Source organism: Bradyrhizobium sp. RT6a (assembly GCF_040547675.1).
In the GTDB taxonomy this organism is placed as follows: domain Bacteria; phylum Pseudomonadota; class Alphaproteobacteria; order Rhizobiales; family Xanthobacteraceae; genus Bradyrhizobium.
Genome location: NZ_JBEPQC010000004.1, coordinates 43,970 through 66,709 on the forward strand (window position 1 = coordinate 43,970; position 22,740 = coordinate 66,709).

Sequence of the window (22,740 nt, forward strand, 5' to 3'; positions counted from 1 at the left end):
CTGTTTGTCAAAATCTCTGGTGCGGTGGCCGAAAATACGCGTCACGCTACGGCCGATCACGCTGTTTGTTGTGCGCACTCAACGCTACCACTCAGGAATGTATTTCGTCCAGAGAGCCTCCATCCCGTAACGTCGCCTATGTCGCAAGCCCAATTGCCATGCACTTTCCTATAGGTATTGTTGGGTCGAACGCCTCGCGGGGGTTGGGGTGAGGCTGCCGAGGCAGTGGTTGAAGGCGCTGGAATGCATTGCTTCGCGTGTCAGTCGGCGATTGGTCCGGGCGACCGCTGGTGCTCCAAATGCGGAGCGGCGGTGCGCCAGCCGGTCGACCCCGACAGCGAACGACGCTTTGTGACGATTCTGCGCGCCGACGTCGTCGACTCCACGGGTCTTGTTGCCGAGCTGGAGCCGGAGGCGGCGGTATCGCGCCTCGAACCGGCTCTTGCGGCGATGAGAGGCGCGGTGCGCCAGTTCGGCGGCATCGTTAGCAAGGAGTTGGGTGACGGGTTGGCCGCCGTCTTCGGCGCCCCGATCGCCGACGACAACCACGCCCCCTTAGCCTGCCACGCGGCCATCGAGCTGGTCCGGCGTGTTGGCAGTCTGGGCGATCCAGGACTTCAAGTCCGGGTCGGCCTGCACTCGGGTCATGTGGTGGCCTACATGGTCGCGAGCGAATTTTCCAAGGTCTACGAGATCGGCGGCGCAGCCCAGCACCTCGCGGCTCGGCTGGAGACGGCAGCCGAGGCGAACCAGATCTACGTCTCCGAAGCCTGCCAGGAGCTTGCGGACGGACACGTGCGCTTTGAATTCCTTGGCCGCAAGGCGCTCCGTGGTTTCGGCGAGCCCCTGCCTGTCTACCGGGTCATGGGTGCGAGTGATCTGTCGAGCTGGCGGGTCCGGCGTGCGCGGAGCGTTTCCAGATTCGTCGACCGCACGACGGAGCGGGCCTTGTTATGGCGCGCTGCGGATAGGGTTGCTGCCGGCCGGCAGACGGTTCTGCTGATGGGTGACGCCGGCATTGGCAAGTCTCGGCTTGCGCATGAATTCGCGCAGGATCTCCGGGCTGGCGGCTGGCGGCTGATCGATGTCGAGTGCAGTCCGAATCTCCAGGGTGCGCCGTACAGCGCGCTCAAGCGCCTGTTGCTCTCGATCCTTGATACAGCTGCGAGAGATCAGACCAGGACGGATGATCCGAGAGACGCGTTGCCGGTGGTGCAACAGCGGGCCGTCGACGCGATCCTGGATTTGCCGGTTTCCGATCCGCAATGGGATGAATTGGAGCCTCACGCGCGTGGTCGTGCGATTTCAGACGCAAGCTGTGCGATCGTCGAGAGCGTCGCCCGTCGTCAGCGTACGATCCTTTTGATTGAGGACCTGCACTGGATGGATCGGGCCAGCGATGCGGTCGTCGCGACCCTTTCGGGGCTACAATGCCCTGATCTGCTTGTGCTGCTGACGACGCGGCCCAATGGGATGCCGGTTTGGATCGCGAGCTGCCGCGCGGAAATCGTGGCGATGCGGCCTCTCGATGACGATTCAGGCTTGGCCATGCTCGCGGACATGCTTGGTCCCGCCACGACCAACGAAGACCTGAAGAACCGGATCATCTCTCATACGGCCAACGTTCCGCTGTTCATCGAGGAGGTCTGCCGCAGTCTGAAGGACAGCGGCATGCTTCTTGGCCAGTGGGGCGACCTTTCCCTTGCGCGTCCTGTGGACGAACTCGGCATCCCCAGCAGCATTCAGGGTGTGATCGCGGCGCGGCTGGATCGTGTGTCACGACAGGAACGGTCGCTTCTCCAGATCGCCGCGGCGCTTGGACCCCGGGCCGACCAGGCCACACTGCGAAGAGTAGCGGCCGTGCCGGAAGACGTCCTGCAGGATTGCCTCACCGCGCTCGACCGGGCCGAGCTGCTCGTCAGGATCGACAGTGAGTTGGAGGATTCGCTCGAATTCCGGCACGAGATGGTCAGGCAGGTGACCTACGATTCGATGGTCGAGAAGGTGCGGGAAAGCATCCATGCCAGCATTCTGGCGGCTCTCGAGACCGACGAGGCGTGGACCGACGGTCCGGATACGCTCTGCTATCACGCGGCCCGAGCGAAGGATTGGGGGAAGGCTTTTCAGCATGGCAGGAGCGCGGCTCGAAAATGTCTGGTGCGCTCGGCCTTTGCCGAAGCGGTCGATTATTTCGAGATCGCGATGGGTTCTCTCGACAAGACCCCAGTGACGCACGCGCGCGAAACGGACGCCATTGACCTGCGGATGGAGGCGCGGTTGGCCTTTGCCGGGTCGGGGCGTGTCGCCGAAGCCCTGGATTTGGGGAGCGAGGCCGAACGGCGAGCCGATGTGATTGGCGACATTGAACGCAAGGTCGCGGCCATGACCATGAGAGCGGGTGCCCAGAATTTCTATGGAACGCCGGTCGAAGCTGTCGCGATCGGAGAAGATGTGGTGCATCTGGCGGAAAATTCGGGCAATCCCGCCTGGCGCAATCTCGCGCAATACAGTCTCGGGCAGGCCTATTTTCTTTCCGGCCGCTACGATCGCGCCGAGAAGATGCTGGTTACCACCCGTGCCCATCTCTCGGGGCCGGCAGCAAGTGCCCCGATCGGCACGACCCCACGATCTTTGCTCCTGCTCTGCTGCATGATGAACAGCATCACCCACACCGTGATGGGCGAGCTCGATGCCGCCGAGCAGCTCCAGCAGCAAGCCGTCGCAATCGCGGAGGAAACGGGTCGCCCCTATGACCGTGTCGCCGCTGCCTATAGCGGCGGCTGGCTGATGCTCGGCCGCGGCGAGCCGGCGGCGGCCGCGGCCATTCTCGAGGAGGGTTTCGTCCTGGCGCAGAAGCACGGCATCCGGTTGTTCGTGCCGGTGCTCGCCTGCCACCTCGGGATGGCCTATCTGGAGCAGGGGCTGTTCGACCGGGCGCGCGGCATGCTGACGGAGGCGCGTGAGGAGGCGAAGGCGGTCGGCTATACCTCGGCGGTGCTGCGCAGCTCGATCTACCTGGCGCTCGCCACCCACCGTCTCGGCGACGTCCAGGCCGCGCAGAACATGCTGCGCGAGGCGCGCAACACGGCGCGGCAACAGGGGTTCTCCGGCCTGGAGGCGGAGGCCCTGTTCGGCGAGGCCGTGGTGACGCCGCCGTCGGATGCGGAGGCCAAGGCAGCCATCCTTGGGGCCTTGCGCGCGACCATCGCGATCGCCGCCGAGAGTGGCGCGCTGCCGCTGCAGCACAAGGCCGCGGCGATGCTCAACGAGATGCAGGCGACGGGCGACGAGCTAAGCTGACGGCAGCGGCGGCCGGGCCGCTATCGCGGCCGAAATCTGCCCGACGCGTCGAATAAATCCAGTAGGCTTTGCAAAGACTTAGCTACTGTGCATGGGGTTGTTTTTGGCGTTTTTTGAAGAGGCCCCATGGTGCAGCGCGAATGACGGCACCCTTGTGCGGCCAGCTCCGATGACTATGCCCTTGCACGCGCAGCAAGGTCGGCTACCGTCGGCCCTGGCCGCACGGCCAGGTGACTTTTGATTTCAATTTTTAGCATCCGATTTTCGGCGCCGCGACGGCGCGACGCCCACCGAACGAGGCGGGGCCATGATCACACGGGACCAGTCAGCGCTGCTCGCGCCGGTCGAGCGCGACCTGCGGCTCGATCTCTTTCGCGGCATCGGTCTGTGGATGATCTTCCTCGACCACATCCCGCACGACGTCGTGGCCTGGCTGACCTTGCGCAATTACGGCTTCAGCGACGCCGCCGAATTCTTCGTCTTCATCTCCGGCTATCTGGTCGGCTGGATCTACGGGCCGATCGTCGCGGGCGGCTGGTTCGTCGCCGCGCTGAAGCGGCTGTGGCGGCGCGCGGTCGAGATGTATGTCGCCCACATCATGCTGTTCCTGCTGTTCACGGCGCAGATCGCCCGCACCGCGCGCCGCTTCGACAATCCGATGTACGAGCACGAGTTCAACGTGTTCAATTTCCTGTCGCATCCGGACGAGCTGATCGGGCAGGCGATCCTGCTGAAGTACAAGCCGGTCAATCTCGACGTGCTGCCGCTCTACATCACGCTGGTGTTCGCCTCGCCTTTCATCGTGTGGTGCCTGGTGCGGCGGCCGAACCTGACGCTCGCCGGCTCCGTGGTGCTCTACGTGCTGGCGCGCTGGTTCAACTGGAACATCGCCTCCTATCCGCCGGGCACGACCTGGTACTTCAATCCGTTCTGCTGGCAGCTGATGTTCGTGTTCGCGGCCTGGTGCGGCATCGGCCAGATCGACAAGATCGCGAGATGGGTGTGGTCAAAGGCGGCGATGGCGCTGGCCGCGGCCTGGCTCGCCTTCGCGCTCCTGATCGTGATGACCTGGCACGTCCCTGCGCTCGAAGCCCTGATCCCGAAGTGGATGATCAAGGCGATCTACCCGATCGACAAGACCGACCTCGACATGCTGCGCTTCACGCATTTCCTGGCGCTGGCGATCTGGGTGACTCATCTCATCTCGCGCAAATGGCGGACCCTGCACAGGGCGTGGCTGCGTCCTGTGATCCTCTGCGGTCAGCATTCGCTGCCGATCTTCTGCCTCGGCGTCTTCCTCTCGTTCTCGGCGCACTGGATCCTGACGCAATACACCAAGGGTGTCTGGGAGCAGCTCGCGGTCTCCGTCGTCGGCATCGCCATCATGATCGCAGCCGCGTGGCTGCTCGACCGGGCCGAACGGGTGCCGAACCTGTTCGTGAAGGTAACGGAGGTCGAGGAGGCCGACACCGTCCTGGAAAGCGCGCCTGCGGACAGGTCTGCCGTGGCGCCCGCGGGTCATTGAGTATCGCCGGCCTGCATTCGCGGAGAGATCCAACGGAGAGGTTCATGCCCAGACTTGTGTTGACGATCGCCGGCGCCCTCCTGCTCCTGATCTCTGGTGCATCGGCGCAAGCACCCTCCCCGGAGGCGATGAGCGCGGCGCGCAAGCTCGTGGTCACCTTGAAGATCGCGGATCAGTATCGCGCGCTGTTGCCGCAGCTCCTGCTCAAGCTGAGGCCCGTGGTCGCGCAGGACAGGCCGGAAATCGAGCGCGACTATGACGCGGTGACGGCACCCGGCTCCGAGATTTACACTCCAGCCCTCACTTCGATGATCGACCAGGTCGCCGCTCTCTATGCCCAGAGCTTCAGCATCGATGAGCTGCGCCAGATCGAGACTTTCTATGCCCAGCCGGCCGGGAAGAAGCTTCTGGAGAAGTCGGATGCGCTGGCGCAGGCAAGCGCGCGGATCAGCCAAGACGTCAGCCAGAAGACGGCCGACGAGTTGAAGCAGCGCCTCATCGAGGCGCTGCGCCAGAAAGGGCACAAGCTCTGAGCTCAACTCTTGCGTAATGGCGCCGCGCTCGCTGGCTGATTTGACGTGGCCGGTCGCCCCGACTACGCTTTTGCGAAGACAAGAAGCGCGTGAATGCCATGGCCTGACTGGGTTCAGGCTGGCAATTCACGCAAAGAGAAAATTCAGGGGAACGGAAATGACCCGCGACATCGCAGCCACCATCTCGAAGGCCCGCGAGCATTCCATCGGCGACATCCTGCGGCGCGCGGCGGGCCGCGATCCGGGCAAGCTCGCGGTGAGCTGCGGCAATGTAAGCTGGACATTTGCCGAAATGGACGCGATCTGCAATCGGCTGGGCCGCGGCCTGCTTGGCCTCGGCGTGAAAAAGGGTGACCGCCTCGCCGTGCTCTCGCGCAATTCGCACGCCTTTGCGGCGCTCCGGTTCGCATTGGCCCGGATCGGCGCGGTGCTGGTGCCGATCAACTTCATGCTCAATCCGGACGAGATCAATTTCATCCTGAAAAGCTCCGGCGCAAAGCTGCTCGCGGCCGGCCCTGATTTCGTCGAGCCCGCGCGCGCGGCCAGCGCCAGGGATTGCGCGGTCGAGAAGATGATCTGGCTGCCGGGTGAGGATCCCGCCACGGCGCCGGCGGGCCTCACCACCTTCGACGATCTTCTCAGCGCCGATGGCTCGTACCTGGAGTCGTCGGTCGACAGCCGCGATCTCGCGCAGATCGTCTACACCAGCGGCACGGAGTCGCTGCCCAAGGGCGCGATGCTGACCCATGAAGCGGTGATGTGGCAGTATGTCAGCTGCATCATCGACGGCGGCATGAGCGTGGACGACAAATTCCTGCACGCGCTGCCGCTCTATCATTGCGCGCAGCTCGATGTATTCCTGGGGCCGCAAATCTATCTCGGCGCCTCCGGCGTGATCACGGGCAAGCCTGCGGCCGACAACATTCTGTCATTGATCCAGACGCACAAGATCACGTCGTTCTTCGCGCCGCCGACGATCTGGATCGCGATGCTCCGCTCGCCCAATTTCGACAAGACGGATTTGTCGACCTTGCAGAAGGGTTATTACGGCGCCTCGATCATGCCGGTGGAGGTGCTGCTCGAGCTCCAGCGCCGCCTGCCCAGCGTGAAGTTCTGGAATTTCTACGGCCAGACCGAGATCGCGCCGCTCGCGACCGTGCTGGGTCCTGCGGACCAGCTGCGCAAGGCCGGCTCGGCGGGCAAGCCAGTGCTCAATGTCGAGACCCGCGTGGTCAACACTTCGATGGAGGATGTGAAGGTCGGAGAGGTGGGCGAGATCGTGCACCGCTCGCCGCATCTGCTCTCCGGCTATTACAACGATCCTGTCAAGACGGCGGCTGCGTTCTCCGGCGGCTGGTTTCACTCCGGCGATCTCGCCACCGTCGATGAAGAGGGTCACATCACCGTGGTCGATCGCGTCAAGGACATGATCAAGACCGGTGGCGAGAACGTCGCGAGCCGCGAGGTCGAGGAGATGGTCTATCGCATCCCCGCAGTGTCCGAGGTTGCGGTGGTAGGCCTGCCCGATCCGCGCTGGATCGAGGCAGTGACTGCGATCGTCGTGGTCAAGAGCGGCGAGAAGCTCGACGAGGACACGGTCATCAAGCATTGCGCCGGCCAGATGGCGCATTTCAAGGTGCCCAAGCGCGTCATATTCGTCGATGCCCTGCCCAAGAACCCGAGCGGCAAGCTGCTCAAGCGCGAGCTGCGCCAACGCTTCGTCGGTGGCGAAACGCTCGACAAGGCGATCCAGAAGAATTTTGGGACTTGACGATTCTCCTTCTCGCTCTCCCGCAAGAACGGGGAGAGCGAGAAGGAAGCCTCAATACTTCTTCACGTGGGCGCCGAACGCGAACCACAGCGCCATGGACGCGAGGCCAAAACCGCCGAGCAGCAGGAAGGTCGGGCCGTAGCCGATCCATTGCGCGATCCAGCCGCCAAGCGCGGGACTGAGGCTCGCGCCGATGCCCTGCACGGTGATCACGGCACCCTGGCCGAGATTGATGCGGCCGGTGCCGTTGAGCGAGCGCGCGACCATGCCGGGGACGGCAACCGTCTGGAGTCCCGTACCGAGGCCGTCGAGCACCTGCATCGGTACGACGCCCCACCATCCCGTGACGAAGAATGCGAGCACGCCGCGGATGGGCAGGAACATGAAGGAGACGAGGATGATAGGCCAGTAGTTGCGCTTGCTCGCCGCCTTCATTGCGATCAGCGACGTGATGACCATGACGCCTTGTGCGATCACTACGGTGGTCGCGACGAAGCTCGGTCCGTTGGCCTGGCCTTCGGCGACCGCCGCCAGGCCATAGAGCGGCACGATGGCGGCATTGCCGAGATGGAATAGCGCGAGCGCCAGTGCCAGCACGAGTAGCGCGCGGTGCTTGAGCAGCATCGTGAACGCGTCCGGCGCGCTGTCCGGATCGTCCTCCTTGCTGCCGCGCGCGGCGCGATCGTCGATGGCCTTGGCTGGGATCATCATCACGCAGGCGATCGCGATGGCGCCGAATATTGCCGCGAGCACGAACACCGAGACGTAGCCGAACTTGTAACCGAGATAGCCCGACAGCGCGGCGCCGACCATGTTGCCGGCATGGTTGAACGCCTGGTTGCGGCCGTTGAGCGCGTTGAAGCCCTTCTGCTTGGCGATGCCGAGCGTGATGCCAGTTACCGCCGGCACGATCGCGGCGCTCGCCAGCGATTGTGCGACCTGCGAGAACGTCACCGCCCAGAAATTCTGCGAGATCAGGATGATCGCGGACGCGAGCACTACGCAGATGCCGGGAATGACGACCCACATGCGCTTGTTGCGCGTGGCGTCGATGAAGCCGCCGATCGGCGTCGTGACCAGCATGCCCGCGACATTGCCGATCGTCATGGCGGTGCCGATCAGCCCGGTCGCCCAGCCGCGCTCCTGGAGGAAGACGCCGACGAAAGGGCCGATGCCCGACTGCATGTCGGCCATGAAGAAGTTGAGAGCAAACAGGGGCCAGATACGAGACGAGGAGGGGGACCGCGATGTCATCGATACCAAAACGGGGTCTCAGCCGGAATACGGCGGGTGGGACATGATCCTTTCAGCCAATCGTTCTGGCGCGGACGAGAGTTTAACGAACGCTGATCGGGTTGGTTCCAGGCCTTGCCGGGGCGGCGGGCCCCATCAGCCGTCATGAACGCCGGCCGCAGGCGGGCTTCCAGCCATATCGTTCTTCATATGCAATCGCCCTGCTCACATCTGGGAGGACATGGTCATGACGTTGTCGTCGGGCTTCGTTGCGCGTCTTGCTGTCGCGGTCCTCTCGATTGGATTGCTGCTGTGCGGCTTCAGCGGCACGGCGAAAGCGCAACCGACCCACCACTCGCGGCTGCGGCGGCCGTCAGCCGGACGCAGCCGCATCATGATGGATCGTGACATGCGCAACGACATCCTCGTGGCTCTCGCAGCGACCGCATTGGCGAACGTCGTGACAACCCTGAACGCGACGTCCATCGTCCGCGACCACCGCCACTAGACGTCTTTGCGACCGGGCCGAACCAAGTCGGTTCGGCTCCGCTTCGCGGATCGGCTGCGCGTGGCGCCTATGTCCATTCCCGATTGTGAGGCTTGAGAACGAGCCACGCCCGCGCTCTCATGCTATTGCTGCCTCGCAACGATGCGAGGACACCCATGCTCCCCCTTCCCGCCGATATCTTCACCGAACCCGAGGACGTCTCGCCCGACGGCCTTGCCAATCTCGGCCCGCTCCGCCCTCTGGCCGGCGTCTGGCAGGCCGACAAGGGGATCGACATCAATCCGAAGGCGGAGGGGCCGGAGCGGCGGACCTTCATCGAGCGCATCCGGATGGATCCGATCGATCCCCAGGCCAACGGGCCGCAGCTGCTCTATGGGCTGCGCTATCACATCCACATCAACACGCCCGAGGAAGACATCACCTTCCACGACCAGGTCGGCTACTGGTTGTGGGAGCCCAAGACCGGGCTGATCATGCAGACGCTGGCGATCCCGCGCGGGCAGGTGCTGCTGGCGTCGGGCAAGGCCGGGCCGGACGACAAAGAGATCTCCGTCACCGCAAAGCGCGGCGACACCGCTTACGGGATCTGCTCGACTGATTTTCTGGAACAAGCGTTCCGCACCGATGCTTACCGCTGCGACATCACCTTCAACGACGAGGGCAGTTGGACCTATCTGATCCAGACCGAGTTGTTCGTGCGCGGCGCGCCGTTCAACCACCGCGACACCAACACGCTCAAACTCGTCGCGCCGCCAAAGCTCAATCCCCTCGCGGTGATCGTGAACGATCGCGCCAAGGGAAATGAGAAGGGCAGTGAGCCGGCAGCCTGAGCGCGGCCTGGAGATGCGCATGAAGCCTTACGTCATCTGTCTGATGCATTCGAGTCTGGACGGCCGCACGCATCCGAGCCGCTGGCGCCCGCAGGGGGCAGGGACGGACTGGTTCGAGAAGATCCATGACGAGCTCGGCGGCGATGCCTGGGTGATCGGCCGCGTCACCGGCTCGGAGTTCGCCAAGGGCAAGCCTTATCCCACGGTAGACGCGAAATTTCCGCGCGAAAACTGGTTCGCGCGACGCGACGCGAAAACCTATGGCGTCGTGCTCGATGCGCAGGGCAAGATCGGCTGGGGCCGCTCCGATATCGGCGGCGATCAGATCGTCGTCGTGCTGACCGAGAGCGTCTCCGATTCGCATCTCGCCGGGCTCCGCGGCGAGGGGGTATCCTATATCTTTGCCGGCAAGTCCGAGATCCATCTCGCGCTGACGGTGGACATTCTCAACCGCGAGCTCGGCGTGAAGCGCCTGCTGGTGGAGGGCGGTGGCGTTGCCAACGGCGCGTTCCTGCGCGCCGGTCTGATCGACGAGTTCAACCTGATCCTCAGTCCCGCGATCGACGGCGCCAAGGGCGCGCCCTTCGTGTTCGATTCCACGGACGCTGACGGGGATCGGCGTGCACCGCTGACCGCGATGACGCTGGAGAGCACGCGGGATCTCGGCGGCGGCGTCCTGCTGCTGCGCTGTCTGATCCGGAACGATCCGCAGGCCGTGGGCAAGTAACAGCACCGAGATGTCCGCAACATCAGAGCATATCGTCATCGTCGGTGCCGGCGCGGCCGGCCTGATGGCGGCGCGCGAGCTGGCGCGCGCCGGGAGGACAGTGACGATCCTGGAGGCGCGCGAGCGCTGCGGCGGCCGCATCCACCCGCTGCCTGCTTCGGAGTTCGGCTACCCCGCTGATGGCGGCGCCGAATTCGTCCACGGCGAGGCGCCGGTCACGCGCGCGTTGCTGCGTGAGGCCGGGATGGTTCTTCAAGAGATCGAAGGCGAGCGGTGGAGCTTTGATGGCGCTGACATCATGCGCGAGGATCGTCACGATCCGCATGAGGCTGAGCTGCACGCCGTGGTTCGGGAATTGAACGACGACCTCACCGTCGCCGAATTCCTGCGCCGGCATTTTGCCGGGGATCAGCATGCGCGGCTGCGCCATTCGATCGAGCGAATGGTCGAGGGCTACGATGCGGCCGACCCCGAGCGCGCCTCCACGCTGGCGCTGCGCGAGGAATGGATGGCTGGCGGGCACTCACCCCAGGCGCGGGTCCAGGGCGGCTATGGAGCCATGATCGACTTCCTGACGGCCCAGTGCCGCAAGCTTGGCGTGATTTTTCGCTTCGGCTGCGTGGTGTCGGCGATTGAGGAGGAGGGCGGCGCGATCGCCGTTCGCTGTGTCGGCGGCGACGTGCATGGCTGTGATCGCGTGATCCTCACTGTTCCGTTGCCGTTGCTGCGCGAGATCGGGCTGCCGGGCCGCGCGCGCGCCAAGGCGGCGGCGGCCGACGACATCGGCTTCGGTAACGTGATCAAGATCCTGCTGCGCTTCAGGCGGCCATGGTGGCGCGAACGCAAGGAAGAGCTCGCGGACATGAGCTTCCTTTTGTCCGACCAGCTCATCCCGGTGTGGTGGACGCAATACCCGGACCGGCATCTCGTGCTTACCGGATGGTTCGGCGGCCCGCGCACGGCAGCGCTGGCGCACCTCGACCCGCAAGCGCTGATCGATGCGGGGCTCGATTCGCTTGCTGCTGTCTTCGCCCTGTCGCGCGAGGACCTCGCGCGCGAGCTCACTGCGGCCGCTGCGACAAACTGGGCGCACGATCCCTACGCGCGCGGCGCCTATTCCTGGGCGACGCCGCGAACACGCGAGGCGCAAACGATCCTAGGTCGGGGCGATGGACCAGTGCTGTTCTCCGGCGAGGCGCTTTATCGCGGAGCCGACATGGGCACGGTCGAGGCCGCGCTGGCGAGCGGTCAGCAGGCGGCGGAGATGATCTTGCGGGGATAGGCTGACGAGCAAAAAGGCCCGCATTTCGCGGGCCTTTCGTGTTGCTGCCTTTCGTCTTACCAGCGGCTGCCGCCGAAGCCGAACGTCACGCTGGGACCGCCGCCGCCGTAATATCCGTACGGTCCGCCGCCGTAATATCCGTGGTGCCGAGGATAATAGCCGTAGCTCCGGTAGTGCGGACGATGAAATCCGTGATGGTGGTGAGGACGCCAGTGATGGCGATGGCCGTGATGGTGGTGCCTGTGCTGCGCGCTGATATCGGTTGACTGGGCGGCTGGCGCGTTCTGTTTCGCGCTTGAATAATTGGCCGCGTTCGCCGCCGATCCTCCGGCAAGCGCCGCAGCACCGACGGCTATCGCGACAATGAGATACTTCATGTCATCACTCCAGTTGAATGTCGTGTGACAACACATGGTCGTCAGGTGCGTTCCGGCCAGTGCGGGCGTCGAAACGACGCAGTTTCATGGGCCTCCGATTCGCGCGGCTGCGTGCATCTCGTGGGATTTATTGTCGCATCACGGGCGTCGATCGCAGCTCTGCCATCACTCTGCCGCGAATGACGCAATCACGTCATCGGTGGTGACGATGCGCGCGAAATCGCCGTTCAGGTTCGACAGCGTCATCGCATGGATCTCCTCGGCAGAATGCCTGTCGCCATCCGGCCCGACCCGTTCGAACGTCCAGGTCGCGTCGCGCACCAGCTGTGTGTCGAAGCCGAGATTGCCGGCCATCCGCGTCGTCGTCTCGACGCAATGATTGGTGGTGGCGCCGCAGATGACGAGCGTGCCGATGTTGCCGGCGCGCAGGCGCTTTTCCAGATCGGTGCCGATGAAGGCGCTGTTGACGCGCTTGACGATCACGATCTCGCCCGGCCGCTCGCGCGCCTCGTCCTTGACGGCATAGCCGGAGCTCTTAGGCAGAAATGAGGAGGACGGCTTGGTGCCCTCATGACGAATGTGGAAGATCGGCGCGCCGCTCGTTCGGAAGGCCGTCAGGAGATCGGCAATACGCGCCACCGCCTCCGGATTGTTGCGCTGCTTGCCCGCCGCCTCCCATTCGTCGAACGCATGCTGGACGTCGACGACGATGAGGGCGGGAAGGGCGAGGGACATGAGGGGCGGCTTTCAGACTTACCTGCAGATTTGCTTACTGCGCCGACTATGCGAGGCGATAGTGACAACACGCAATGCCAATCTTCCCTCGTTTCGCGACGCCTCGTGCCCCGGACGCAGCGCAGCGTCTCTTCGACGGTGCGCTGCAGAGCCGGGGCCCATGTCTCCAGCGGGATCTTGTGCGGCATGGGGTCCCTGCTCTGGGTCCCTGCTCTGCGCAGCACGCCGAGAGCATTGCAGCGCGTCCGGGACACGAGAGTCGCGCTGCCGGGGTTGATCAGTCGATCGCTCAACTCAACGTGATCCTCATGCGCGTTGCGCTTGATCCAGCGCAACTCAGGCCAGTGTCTCCCCATGCAATGTCGCCGCGAAAATTCGAAATTGCAGATCGAGGCAGGACATGAAGGCGTATTTCATCGGTGGCGGCATTGGATCGCTCGCGGGCGCGGCGTTCCTCGTTCGTGACGCGCAGCTGCCGGGGCGGGACATCGTGATCTACGAGGCGCAGCCGCTGGTCGGCGGCAGCCTCGACGGCGCGCTGCTCGCGAACGGCGCTTATTCGCTGCGCGGCGGGCGCATGCTCACCACCGATCACTACGAATGCACCTGGGACCTGCTATCGAGCATTCCCTCGCTCGAACATCCCGGCCTCAGCGTGCGCGAGGAAACCGTCGCGTTCAACACCGAGAACCCCGCGCATTCGCGGGCGCGCCTGGTCGATCGCAACCGCTTCAAGCTCGACGTCTCGCATATGGGATTTTCCGCGCGCGACCGGCTCGAGCTGCTGCGGCTCACGGAGGCCTCGGAGGAGACGCTGGGAAACAGCCGCATCACCGACTGGCTGTCGCCCAAATTCTTCGAGTCCAATTTCTGGTACATGTGGCAGACCACTTTCGCCTTCCAGCCCTGGCACAGCGCGGTCGAGCTGAAGCGCTATCTGCATCGCTTTATGAACGAATTCCCGCGCATCGAGACTCTCGCCGGCGTCAAGCGCACCGTCTACAACCAGTATGACGCGATCGTGCGGCCGCTTGCCGGCTGGCTCAAGGGGCAGGGCGTGCAATTCGTGCGCGGCACCGCCGTCACCGACATGGCGATCGAGAGCGAGGACGGACGCTTGCGGGTGCGCCAGCTCGTCCTCGACCGCGACGGCCGCACCGCCAATGTCCGGCTCGAGGACGGCGACCTCGTGTTCTTTCAGAACGGCTCGATGACGGACGCCTCGAGCCTGGGCTCGATGACCGAGCCGGCTCCGCGCCTGACCAGGTCCGACAGCCAGGGTTGGGCGCTGTGGGAGAAAATCGCGAACGGACGTCCCGAATTCGGCAAGCCGTCCGCGTTCAACGCGTCGATCCCGGAATCCTATTGGCTGTCATTCACTGTCACCTGCCGCGATCCGCGCTTCTTCGACAAGATGGAGGCGTTCTCCGGCAACAAGGCCGGCGCCGGCGGCCTCGTCACGTTCAAGGATTCCAACTGGCTGATGTCGGTGGTGCTGTATCACCATCCGCATTTCGCCGGACAGCCGAAGAACGTGCAGGTGTTCTGGGGCTATGCGCTGCATCCCGACCGCGTCGGCAATTTCGTGGCCAAGCCGATGTCCGATTGCGGCGGCGCCGACCTCCTGAAGGAGCTTTGCGGTCACCTGAATTTCGACGTTGGCGTGTTCGAGGATGCGATCTGCGTTCCCTGCCGCATGCCCTACATCACCAGCATGTTCATGCCGCGCACCGTGACCGACCGGCCGCTGCCGGTGCCGAGGAAATCCGTCAATCTCGCCTTCGTCAGCCAGTTCGTCGAAATCCCCGATGACGTCGTGTTCACCGTCGAATATTCGGTGCGCGCGGCCCAAATGGCGGTCTATCAGCTGATGAAGATTGATCGCCCGGTGCCGCCGGTGACGCGGCACGACAAATCGCTCGCGGTGATCTTCGCGACGCTGGAAAAGGCGTTCACGTGACGGGTGGAGCTACTTGAACGGATCCTGGATCGACGGCGCCGACTGATGGCTGACGTCTGGCGGAAGAACGCCCCGACTCACGATCGCGCCACAGCCAGTGGCAGGCTGATATGAAAGACGGCGCCTCCTGTCGGGGCGTTCTCGGCCCAGATGCGCCCGCCATGTGCCTCGATGATGGTGCGCGTGATCGAGAGGCCGATGCCCATCCCCTGCGTCTTGGTTGTGAAAAACGGCTTGAAGATTTCGGTTATCTTTTCTGTGCGGATGCCGTCGCCGGCATCTGCGATCGAGATCATGGCCTGATTGTTCGCAAGGCTGGTTCGACCGACGATGCGTCGCCGATCCTCCGGCAGATCGGTCACCGCTTCGATGGCATTCATGACCAGATTCAGAATAGCCTGCTGGAGCTGCCCTTTGTCGGCAGTTACGCGGATATCCGAGGACGATCGATCCGTCGCGAGCGCAACGTCGTAGGTCAGGGCCTGTACGGAAAGGAATCGAAACACCTCGCCGACCGTCGCGTTGAGCTCGAGTTCGCGCCGCTCTGTGCGGGCCTTCTTCAGAAATGAGCGCACCTGAACGACGATCTCGTTGGCGCGCATATCGTCTCGGCGAATGTCACCCAGTATGTCCTTGATTACGCCGAGGTCAGGTGCCGGTGTCTGCAGCACCTGCTCGGCGGTCTCAGCATTGATCAGAATGGCGGCGAGCGGCTGGCTCAGCTCATGCGCGATCGTGGCAGACATCTCGCCCGCGGTCGCAAGGCGATTCATGTGGGCTAGCTCCGACATGCGTTGGCGTGCCTCGATCTCCGCCAGGAATCGCAGTCTGCGCTCGCGCAGGAGGATGGCGATCATCGTCGTCTGCACCAGCAACGCGCCGACACTGATCATGACGCGCCAGTAATACTGCTCCCAGAAGCTTGGTTCTCGGAAACGCACCTCGCTGCCCGGAGGCAGATGGGCTTCGTCCACATTCCAGAGCTTGAGCTGCCGCCAGTCGAAGATCGGCTTCACGTTGTCCCCGGCAACGGGCGGGATGCTCGACGGCGATTCGCCGCCGAGAATACGCATTGCCAATTGGCCGGCTTCCTGTCCGATGGTTTCGGGCAGCAGCAGGAAGCCGCCAACTCCCGTCCGCCCGAGAAATGTATCGGAGGTGATGATGATCGGGCGGTTCGCGCGCTCGGCGACACGCGCAAGCGCCGCGGCCGGCAAATAGTGGGTGCCTTCGCCGTCGGAATACATCGCCGAGGTCAGAATTGCAGAGCCGGGGGGCAAGGAGCCGACCCGTTCGCGCACCTCCCGCAGCACCATGCCGGACAGATCGATAATCTTGAGATCCGGCATCGTGGCCGCGAATTCCTGTTTCCAGTGGCCATATATCAGCGGATTTTTCCATGCATCGCCAACGAGGACGACACCGGTCAAGTCGGGAACGACCGCGCGTGCCGCAGTCAGTATCTGCGCCGGAGACACCTTGGCAAAGATTGCGGTCGTGCCGGGCAGGAACAGTGCGCGCGTCTCGGGCAGATCGGGCACGAAGCCGTAAACCACGGGTGCGGCGGGCCAGATGTCGTGCTTGCGCCCCTGAAGGAATCTCGCCGACGCGACGCCGATCGAGACGATGACGTCAATCGACCGGTGCGCGTATTTGGTCTTGAGATGACCGACCAGGCTCTCCTCGTAGTCCGGTCCCGGGAAACGGGCGAGATCCAGGCTTTCGCCGTAGATCACGGTATGGATCTGTCCATTTTCCTTCGCCGCGGTGCGGATACCGGCAAAAATCTCCGAATAGAACGGCGAACGAAAGTCGGCGTCTTCCAGCACCAGGATCGAGCGCTGCCCCGGACCGTCGGCTGCAGGGCAATCATGTGCCAGGGTTGCGAACAGGCAGACGATCAGGAGCCGCTTGATCGCTATGACCATCCGCATTGCTGGACTCTGTGCCTGCCTGTGTCTGCAACGGGCGCCTCCTCAATGAGGACGCATCCGAGCATACCTGCCGGTTCCGAAGTTTCAACGAAAGGATTTGATCCGGCTGAGCCGCGCAGGCGGCAGTTCGCCTCGCCCGCCTCCAGAGCGAAGAAGGGTCGCTACTTGAACGGATCCTGGATCGACGGCGCCGACTGCCTGATACGACGCACGCTCACGGGCGTGCCGTCGGAAACGAACAGCAGTTCGTAGCTGCGGCCCTCGCTGTCGGTGGCAGAGCAGGTGACGTCAGTCACCTTCTTGGCGGCGAAATTCCCGGTCTGGCGGCAGAGGCCGGTGGAGGTCTGCTCGGCCGGCACCGGCAGGCCGTCGACCTTGGGGCGGTCCTTGGAATTGAGCAGCATGCGGTCGATCGGCAGCTCGTAGGAGTTGTCGTCGGCGCGCTTGCCGTTCTCGCCGGAGAACGACACGACGTGATTGTCATCGGCGGGATCGTCGACCGCGACCGCGAAATTGACCCGGCCCTTGTCACCATGGGCGTAGGCGACCGTCTTGCAGGCGAAGGTACGCCCGGCGACCTTCAGCGTCTTGCAGTGGCCGGACATCAGCGCCAGCAGGTCGACGTAAGCGTTTGGGGCCTGAGGGTTGTTGACGGGAATCGACAAGGAAGACTCGGCAAAACAAGGGCTTGCCAAGGCCATGAGGGCGGCGGTGAAGACTGGTCGGCAGAGGCGCATCGGAAGGCTCACATGCCAGGGAACCCCGGAAAAGTTCCGTCCAATAACCAGCGAACCGCAAATTGGTTGCGATCCCGTTTGTTCTGCCGAATTCGTCTGAAATACCACCGCGCCACCCTCAACGGCGATTCGTCCATATCGCCCAACCTATTCCCGACCGGCAATTGCCGCCCGGCCGGTGTTTTTTTCGTGGCGGAGCTAGCCCATCGTCGCCCGCCAGCGTGTATCGCGCAGGGAGGGACGGCGGTGCAGGCGCGCGTCGAGCAGCGCGCGGGCGCGCCGCAGGTCGCCGCCGCGCATGAGGGCAACGACAAAAGTGTCCTCGATCAACTCGCGCTGGGCGTGGCTGCCGCCGACGCGCACGACCTCACCGAGAACCGGCGCGAGCATTTGCACGCATGCCGCGTAATCCTCGTCCGCAAAGGCTGCCAGCGCGCGGCAGACCGCGGGCACCACGGGACCGGCCGGAAGCTTGCCATCGGCGAGCCGCTGCTCGATCGCGGCAAGACGTGTGGCGAGTGCCTCGCGATTTTGCGTCGCTGCCGCGAACAGCGCCATGTGGATATCGGCGAAGGGCAGGCTCGATTTCGGAAACAGCTTTTGCGCGGTGGCATCGCCTTCGACCCAGAGCGCTCTCGGCACGGCGTGGCCGTAAGCCGAAAGGCGCCAGAGCAGTGACGCGCTGTCGGTGACGGCATTCAGCGGCGGCGCCTGTGTCGCCTTCGGCTGCAGCACATCGGCATAGATCGCGAGCGCCCGCGCGGCATCGCCATGCTCCAGTGCGCCGAGCGCCTGATGCCAGCGGATGTGGCCGTGCAAGATGCCGGCGCGGTCGTAACTGGGGATCCAGTCGTCGACGAGCCGGTCAGCCGCTTCGATCGAACCGTCCTCGAACATCGCATGCAGCACGGCGTGCGCGGCATGGGCATTCTGCCGGCGCAGGTCGAAGCCGCGCTCGGTGACGCCGCGGCCGCGACCGACATTGCCGTTCTCGGTCATTGCCCAGCCGTACATGGTGAGGAACCACCAATCCTCGCCATAGTGATGCGCGACGCGCTCGCACAGCTCTTGCCGCGCGCGGTCGTGATCGGCCATGCCGGAAAACGCGAACAGGCCGAAGGCGCCGAGCGGCAGCGACAGCACCAATGCATCGCGCGGCCACGCCTCGACGTGCTTCATCGTCGCCGCGATCGCCTCGGGCAGCCGGCCCTCGATTGCGAGCGCCAGCGTCTCGACATGCGAACGCTCGCGTTCCGTGCCGCGTGTCGCCACGAGCTCACGCGCGAGTGCCGCCTTCTGCCGTGCCAGATCGCCTTGCTGATAGAAGCCATGCAGGCGGGCGCGGGCGATATGGGCCAGCGCAAAATCCGGATGGGCCGCAATCGCGCGCTCCAGCATCTCTGCCGTGCCGGTCCAGCCCGCGAGCATGAGGTCGATGCCCTCGCGATAAGCGGATGCCGCCTCAGGCGAAGAGGTGGTGATCGGCAGGCCGTAGCGATCTTCGAGGGCCATTCCTGTCTCCGTCTCAAGCCGTTCGCGCGCGACGTCCTTCGATCGGATAGGCCGGGTCGTTGTAGCCCGGCGTCGACGGATGACCCGGCACGACCAGTCTGTCGATCAGCGCCTCGTCCTCCGCAGTGAAGCGATAGTCGAGCGCGCCGGTGTAGCCGTCCCATTGCTCCTCGGTGCGCGGGCCGGCAACGATCGAGGAGACAAAGGCGGAGTTCAGCACCCAGGCGACCGCGAACTGGCCGGCGGTGATGCCTTTCTTCTCGGCGTGCGTCTTGATCTCCTGCGCCAGCTGGAGCGATTCCGGCCGCCATTCGGTCTGCATCATGCGGGTGTCGTTACGGCCTGCGCGCGTCTCCTTGTCGGGAGCTTCGTCGGGCTTGTATTTGCCGGTCAGCACACCGCGCGCCAGCGGGCTATAGGGCACGATGCCGAGGCCGTAATAGGAGCAGGCCGGGAAGTGCTCGACTTCGGGCATGCGATTCATGGCGTTGTAATAGGGCTGGCTCACCGCGGGCCGGTCGATGCCGAGCCGGTCGCAGATGTTGCAGATTTCGGCGACACGCCAGGCGCGGTAGTTGGAGACGCCGAAATAGCGCACCTTGCCGGCGCGGATCAGATCGCCCATCGCGCGCACCGTCTCCTCCAGCGGAGTCGTGTGGTCTTCCTTGTGCAGATAATAGATGTCGATGTGATCGGTGCCGAGCCGCTTGAGGCTCTCATCCGCTGCCTGCAATACCCAGCGCCGCGACAGGCCGACACGGTTGGGATCGGTGCCCATCGGGTTCGCAAGTTTGGTGGCGAGCACCCAGGCGTGACGGTTGTTGCCGATCGCGCGTCCCACGACCTCTTCGGATGCGCCCTTCGAATAGGCATCCGCGGTGTCGATGAAATTGATCCCGGCCTCGTGCGCCTTCGCGATGATGCGCTTCGATGTGGCTTCATCGGTCGGCCCGCCGAACATCATCGTGCCCAGACAGATCGGCGATACTTTCAGGCCGCTGCGGCCGAGCTGGCGATATTGCATGGGGCGCGTCCTTGCTGCTTCTTGTGGCATCAGCATAGCGGCCCAGTGCTGTCATTGCGAGCGCAGCGAAGCAATCCAGAAATGCGTATACGGAAAGATTCTGGATTGCTTCGCTGCGCTCGCAATGACGAGCTTGGGAAGCACGTCGCTCGTCAACGTCGTCCTGGACAAGCGGAGCGCCGATCCAGGACCCATTGCCCCGAGAGGAGATTTGACGAAGATTCGCGGTGAGCTGCTCGCGGCACGACGTCTCCCTGGGGTAATGGGTTTTGGCTTTCGCCAGGACGACAGTGGACCCTACCCCGGCCCCTTCAAAATCTTGAACACACCATTGGCCATCACCACGCAACGGCCGTCCACGCTGACCTCCGTGCTCATGAAGATCAGGCTGCGCGTCGCGCGCACCACGCGCGGGCGGGAGATCAGGATATCGCCGATCTGGCCGGCTTCGACGAAATGGGTGTCGAGCTGCACCGTTGCCATGAACTCTTTGCCGGAGACGTAGCGGGCGGTCATGCCGCAGGTACGGTCCGCGAACGTCATCATCACGCCGCCCTGGACCATGCCGCGTCGATTGTGATGCTTGTCTTCTGTCGCCAGCGCGAATTCGTGTTGGCCGTCGACCTTGCGCTCCCACAGAGGGCCGATCAGATGCATGAAGCCCGTGGTCTCCAGGATGGTCCAGCCGTCTGCTTTCAGCCGTGCGGCTGTCTTATTGGTCATGTCGTCCATTCCTGAAAGGGTCTTGCGAACTCATTTCATCGGGGCCGGACGTGGTGTAGTCAAGCATCATGAGACCGTTCGACGATGCCACACGGCGGAATATCGCGGCTGCCTGCGCGGCCTTCACGCGACTGCCGGAGGACGAGCAGCCGGCGGCGTTGAAGCGTGCTGCGGTGGTGATTGCGCTGACCGCGGCCAGCGAGGGCGATGACACGGCGTTGCTGCTCACGCTGCGCGCATCGCATCTGCGCGCCCATCGTGGTCAATGGGCTCTGCCCGGCGGACGCTGCGATGCCGGCGAGACGCCGGTCGAGGCGGCGCTGCGCGAACTCGACGAGGAGCTTGGCCTGCGCCTCACCGGCGCGGAGGTGCTCGGCACGCTCGACGATTATCCGACCCGCTCCGGCTATCTGATCACGCCGGTCGTGGTTTGGGCCGCTGATAGTGCCGCGATCAAACCAAACCCGGACGAGGTCGCGTCCGTCCATCGCATCGCGCTTGGGGCGGTCGAGCGCGAAGATGCGTTCGATTTCGTCGCGATCCCCGAGAGCACGCGCCGTGTCATCCGCTTCCATCATCAGTCGAGCTTGATCCACGCACCGACGGCGGCGCTGATCTATCAGTTCCGCGAAGTGCTGGCAGGACGGCACACCCGCGTCACCGAGCTGGAACAGCCGGTATTCGCCTGGAAGTGACGCGGGGGGCGAAAAAGAAGTAAACGGCGCGTTAACGTGACAGTTACCGGATGCCTGCTAAGAGGGCAGCATGCATCGATCGATTCGAATTGCCGTGAGACTGGTTCCACTCGCGCTCGTCCTGCTCGCGCCTGCCGCGCGCGGTGGCGAATCCGACGCGCTGCCGCCGGCCGTCCGCAATGCCAAAGCCCAACTGTTGTCGCAGTTTTTCGCGCAAGGCGGCGCGTCGCCCGCCGTGCTCGAATATCGCCGCAAGCTGCAGGATTATCAGGCGGCGCGTGCAGCCTTCGACGAGGAGGCCGGCGCCTATTGGAGCCAGATCTCCGAGAAGCGGAAAGGTCGCAACGCCAAGCGGCGCAACGGTCAGCAGGTCACGCTCGACGACTACGTGCTGGAGCATCCGCCGCTCTATAACGGGCCGAAACGGCCGGTGAATCCGGAGCCGGAGGAAACCCCGGACCGCCCGACCAAAAAGCCGATCCCCGTGGTCGCCGATCTGCTGCGCGCGGCGCAGGAACTCTATCAGTTCACGCCGCAGCGGCCGGCCAGCGAAGTCGAATTCAAGCGCGTCTATGCACGCTACGCGCTGGCCTCGGGGCTGACGCGCGAGCAGGCGGTGCGGGTCTATGCGTTCGAGACCGGCGGCACCGGAAGTTACGACGTGCAGGCGGGAATCGAGCATGGCGGCAAGCGCGCCATTTCGACCGCGATGGGCTACAACCAGCTGCTGACGACCAACAGCGTCGAGCTGCTGGCCGAGCAAGGCCATGAATTCATCCGCGCGCTCTCTGATAAGGTGGCGAGGACCTCGAGCCCGGCGCGCCAGTCGCTCGAGCACAAGCTCACCGTTCTGAAAAAAATGGTGGCGCACGCCAAGTCGGTGCCCGATACCTGGTCGGAGCACGAGAAGATCGGCAATACCGCGCAGGGCTGGGCCATGCATGCCATGGTGCTCGACATCGATATCGGGCCGATGCTGCAGACCCACAAGCTGCTCACCTCGGTGCTGTTCGCGCGCGCCAAGGGCTATAGCCGCCCGCTCAGCGCGGCCGAACTCGAGATGATGAACCTCACCGGCGACGGCACCGGCCTCGACATGGTGACGATGCCGCAGGCCATGCGCGAACAAGTGCCGACCTCGAACTTCTTCCAGCGCGGCGGCTACGAGCGCAACCCGGTCGCGATCCGCCACAACACGGTGGCGAAGCTGCTGGCGGTGACGGATACGAGGATGGACAGCAACAGCAACAACGCCGGCGCGCGGGAGCTGGCGGGGGCGTTTTAGACGGCGTCGTCCCGGCGAAGGCCGGGACCCATCACCACAGGGCGTGGTT

Annotated in this window: 19 protein-coding genes; 11 read left to right on the forward strand and 8 right to left on the reverse strand. The window is 64.2% G+C overall.

Annotation, left to right across the window (positions count from 1 at the left end; translation table 11 throughout):
• Window positions 1–243 precede the first annotated feature (243 nt).
• The 4 genes from ABIC03_RS21950 (at window position 244) to ABIC03_RS21965 (ending at window position 7,129) form a co-directional block, all read left to right on the forward strand.
• Entirely contained in the window at window positions 244–3,300 is a 3,057-nt protein-coding gene (locus tag ABIC03_RS21950) for an ATP-binding protein (protein WP_354060987.1), read from the forward strand.
• Window positions 3,301–3,607: 307 nt separating this feature from the next.
• Entirely contained in the window at window positions 3,608–4,825 is a 1,218-nt protein-coding gene (locus tag ABIC03_RS21955; RefSeq protein ID WP_354060989.1) for an OpgC domain-containing protein, read from the forward strand.
• 44 nt (window positions 4,826–4,869) lie between these two features.
• Window positions 4,870–5,358: a DUF2059 domain-containing protein gene (locus ABIC03_RS21960; RefSeq protein WP_275170838.1), complete on the forward strand. Its 489-nt coding sequence runs from the start codon at window positions 4,870–4,872 to the stop codon at window positions 5,356–5,358.
• Between the two features lie 157 nt (window positions 5,359–5,515).
• Window positions 5,516–7,129 (forward strand): acyl-CoA synthetase, encoded by a 1,614-nt coding sequence (locus tag ABIC03_RS21965; protein ID WP_354060991.1) that lies wholly within the window; start codon window positions 5,516–5,518, stop codon window positions 7,127–7,129.
• Window positions 7,130–7,180: 51 nt separating this feature from the next.
• Here ABIC03_RS21965 and ABIC03_RS21970 read toward each other — a convergent pair whose 3' ends face one another.
• Window positions 7,181–8,383 carry an MFS transporter gene (locus ABIC03_RS21970; RefSeq protein ID WP_354060993.1) on the reverse strand — a complete coding sequence of 401 codons (1,203 nt, stop codon included), beginning with the start codon at window positions 8,381–8,383 and terminating at the stop codon, window positions 7,181–7,183.
• Window positions 8,384–8,609: 226 nt separating this feature from the next.
• Between ABIC03_RS21970 and ABIC03_RS21975 the strand changes: the two genes are divergently transcribed.
• The 4 genes from ABIC03_RS21975 to ABIC03_RS21990 all read left to right on the forward strand — a co-directional run bounded on the left by ABIC03_RS21975 (window position 8,610) and on the right by ABIC03_RS21990 (window position 11,709).
• Window positions 8,610–8,870: a hypothetical protein gene (locus tag ABIC03_RS21975; RefSeq protein ID WP_354060995.1), complete on the forward strand. Its 261-nt coding sequence runs from the start codon at window positions 8,610–8,612 to the stop codon at window positions 8,868–8,870.
• 155 nt (window positions 8,871–9,025) lie between these two features.
• Window positions 9,026–9,700, forward strand: coding sequence for an FABP family protein (locus ABIC03_RS21980; protein WP_354060997.1), 675 nt, complete (start codon window positions 9,026–9,028; stop codon window positions 9,698–9,700).
• Window positions 9,701–9,719: 19 nt separating this feature from the next.
• Window positions 9,720–10,427 (forward strand): RibD family protein, encoded by a 708-nt coding sequence (locus ABIC03_RS21985; protein WP_354060999.1) that lies wholly within the window; start codon window positions 9,720–9,722, stop codon window positions 10,425–10,427.
• 10 nt (window positions 10,428–10,437) lie between these two features.
• On the forward strand, window positions 10,438–11,709 hold the full coding sequence (locus ABIC03_RS21990; RefSeq protein WP_354061001.1) for a flavin monoamine oxidase family protein: 1,272 nt from the start codon (window positions 10,438–10,440) through the stop codon (window positions 11,707–11,709).
• A 56-nt stretch (window positions 11,710–11,765) separates the two neighbouring features.
• Here the strand turns inward: ABIC03_RS21990 and ABIC03_RS21995 are convergent, their stop codons facing one another.
• Together ABIC03_RS21995 and ABIC03_RS22000 are read right to left on the reverse strand one after the other, a co-directional pair.
• The gene (locus tag ABIC03_RS21995) at window positions 11,766–12,086 is read right to left on the reverse strand and encodes a hypothetical protein (RefSeq protein ID WP_354061003.1); all 321 of its coding nucleotides are present in this window, start codon (window positions 12,084–12,086) and stop codon (window positions 11,766–11,768) included.
• A gap of 165 nt (window positions 12,087–12,251) precedes the next feature.
• The gene (locus tag ABIC03_RS22000; RefSeq protein ID WP_354061005.1) at window positions 12,252–12,821 is read right to left on the reverse strand and encodes a cysteine hydrolase family protein; all 570 of its coding nucleotides are present in this window, start codon (window positions 12,819–12,821) and stop codon (window positions 12,252–12,254) included.
• 400 nt (window positions 12,822–13,221) lie between these two features.
• On the opposite strand from ABIC03_RS22000, the gene ABIC03_RS22005 reads away from it, so the two are divergent.
• Entirely contained in the window at window positions 13,222–14,781 is a 1,560-nt protein-coding gene (locus tag ABIC03_RS22005) for an oleate hydratase (RefSeq protein WP_354061007.1), read from the forward strand.
• A 77-nt stretch (window positions 14,782–14,858) separates the two neighbouring features.
• On the opposite strand, the gene ABIC03_RS22010 is transcribed toward ABIC03_RS22005, so the two are convergent.
• The 5 genes from ABIC03_RS22010 to ABIC03_RS22030 form a co-directional block, all read right to left on the reverse strand.
• Entirely contained in the window at window positions 14,859–16,322 is a 1,464-nt protein-coding gene (locus tag ABIC03_RS22010) for an ATP-binding protein (protein ID WP_354061009.1), read from the reverse strand.
• Between the two features lie 554 nt (window positions 16,323–16,876).
• The gene (locus tag ABIC03_RS22015; RefSeq protein WP_354061011.1) at window positions 16,877–17,452 is read right to left on the reverse strand and encodes a hypothetical protein; all 576 of its coding nucleotides are present in this window, start codon (window positions 17,450–17,452) and stop codon (window positions 16,877–16,879) included.
• 198 nt (window positions 17,453–17,650) lie between these two features.
• A complete protein-coding gene (locus tag ABIC03_RS22020; protein ID WP_354061013.1) occupies window positions 17,651–18,964 on the reverse strand; it encodes a tetratricopeptide repeat protein in 1,314 nt (437 codons plus the stop codon).
• Window positions 18,965–18,977: 13 nt separating this feature from the next.
• The gene (locus tag ABIC03_RS22025; RefSeq protein ID WP_354061015.1) at window positions 18,978–19,988 is read right to left on the reverse strand and encodes an aldo/keto reductase; all 1,011 of its coding nucleotides are present in this window, start codon (window positions 19,986–19,988) and stop codon (window positions 18,978–18,980) included.
• Window positions 19,989–20,285: 297 nt separating this feature from the next.
• On the reverse strand, window positions 20,286–20,711 hold the full coding sequence (locus ABIC03_RS22030) for a PaaI family thioesterase (protein WP_275170853.1): 426 nt from the start codon (window positions 20,709–20,711) through the stop codon (window positions 20,286–20,288).
• A gap of 65 nt (window positions 20,712–20,776) precedes the next feature.
• Here ABIC03_RS22030 and ABIC03_RS22035 point away from each other — a divergent pair, with 65 nt between their 5' ends.
• Both ABIC03_RS22035 and ABIC03_RS22040 read left to right on the forward strand, forming a co-directional pair.
• Window positions 20,777–21,406, forward strand: a complete 630-nt coding sequence (locus ABIC03_RS22035; RefSeq protein ID WP_502916949.1) for an NUDIX hydrolase — start codon at window positions 20,777–20,779, stop codon at window positions 21,404–21,406.
• 70 nt (window positions 21,407–21,476) lie between these two features.
• A complete protein-coding gene (locus tag ABIC03_RS22040) occupies window positions 21,477–22,691 on the forward strand; it encodes a hypothetical protein (RefSeq protein ID WP_354061020.1) in 1,215 nt (404 codons plus the stop codon).
• The last annotated feature ends 49 nt before the right edge of the window (window positions 22,692–22,740 follow it).

Bases quoted from the DNA above. Each gene is read 5' to 3' on its own strand.
- ABIC03_RS21950 (WP_354060987.1), top strand. From the start codon at position 244: ATGCATTGCTTCGCGTGTCAGTCGGCGATTGGTCCGGGCGACCGCTGG.
- ABIC03_RS21955 (WP_354060989.1), top strand. From the start codon at position 3,608: ATGATCACACGGGACCAGTCAGCGCTGCTCGCGCCGGTCGAGCGCGAC.
- ABIC03_RS21960 (WP_275170838.1), top strand. From the start codon at position 4,870: ATGCCCAGACTTGTGTTGACGATCGCCGGCGCCCTCCTGCTCCTGATC.
- ABIC03_RS21965 (WP_354060991.1), top strand. From the start codon at position 5,516: ATGACCCGCGACATCGCAGCCACCATCTCGAAGGCCCGCGAGCATTCC.
- ABIC03_RS21970 (WP_354060993.1), bottom strand. From the start codon at position 8,383: ATGACATCGCGGTCCCCCTCCTCGTCTCGTATCTGGCCCCTGTTTGCT.
- ABIC03_RS21975 (WP_354060995.1), top strand. From the start codon at position 8,610: ATGACGTTGTCGTCGGGCTTCGTTGCGCGTCTTGCTGTCGCGGTCCTC.
- ABIC03_RS21980 (WP_354060997.1), top strand. From the start codon at position 9,026: ATGCTCCCCCTTCCCGCCGATATCTTCACCGAACCCGAGGACGTCTCG.
- ABIC03_RS21985 (WP_354060999.1), top strand. From the start codon at position 9,720: ATGAAGCCTTACGTCATCTGTCTGATGCATTCGAGTCTGGACGGCCGC.
- ABIC03_RS21990 (WP_354061001.1), top strand. From the start codon at position 10,438: ATGTCCGCAACATCAGAGCATATCGTCATCGTCGGTGCCGGCGCGGCC.
- ABIC03_RS21995 (WP_354061003.1), bottom strand. From the start codon at position 12,086: ATGAAGTATCTCATTGTCGCGATAGCCGTCGGTGCTGCGGCGCTTGCC.
- ABIC03_RS22000 (WP_354061005.1), bottom strand. From the start codon at position 12,821: ATGTCCCTCGCCCTTCCCGCCCTCATCGTCGTCGACGTCCAGCATGCG.
- ABIC03_RS22005 (WP_354061007.1), top strand. From the start codon at position 13,222: ATGAAGGCGTATTTCATCGGTGGCGGCATTGGATCGCTCGCGGGCGCG.
- ABIC03_RS22015 (WP_354061011.1), bottom strand. From the start codon at position 17,452: ATGCGCCTCTGCCGACCAGTCTTCACCGCCGCCCTCATGGCCTTGGCA.
- ABIC03_RS22020 (WP_354061013.1), bottom strand. From the start codon at position 18,964: ATGGCCCTCGAAGATCGCTACGGCCTGCCGATCACCACCTCTTCGCCT.
- ABIC03_RS22025 (WP_354061015.1), bottom strand. From the start codon at position 19,988: ATGCAATATCGCCAGCTCGGCCGCAGCGGCCTGAAAGTATCGCCGATC.
- ABIC03_RS22030 (WP_275170853.1), bottom strand. From the start codon at position 20,711: ATGACCAATAAGACAGCCGCACGGCTGAAAGCAGACGGCTGGACCATC.
- ABIC03_RS22040 (WP_354061020.1), top strand. From the start codon at position 21,477: ATGCATCGATCGATTCGAATTGCCGTGAGACTGGTTCCACTCGCGCTC.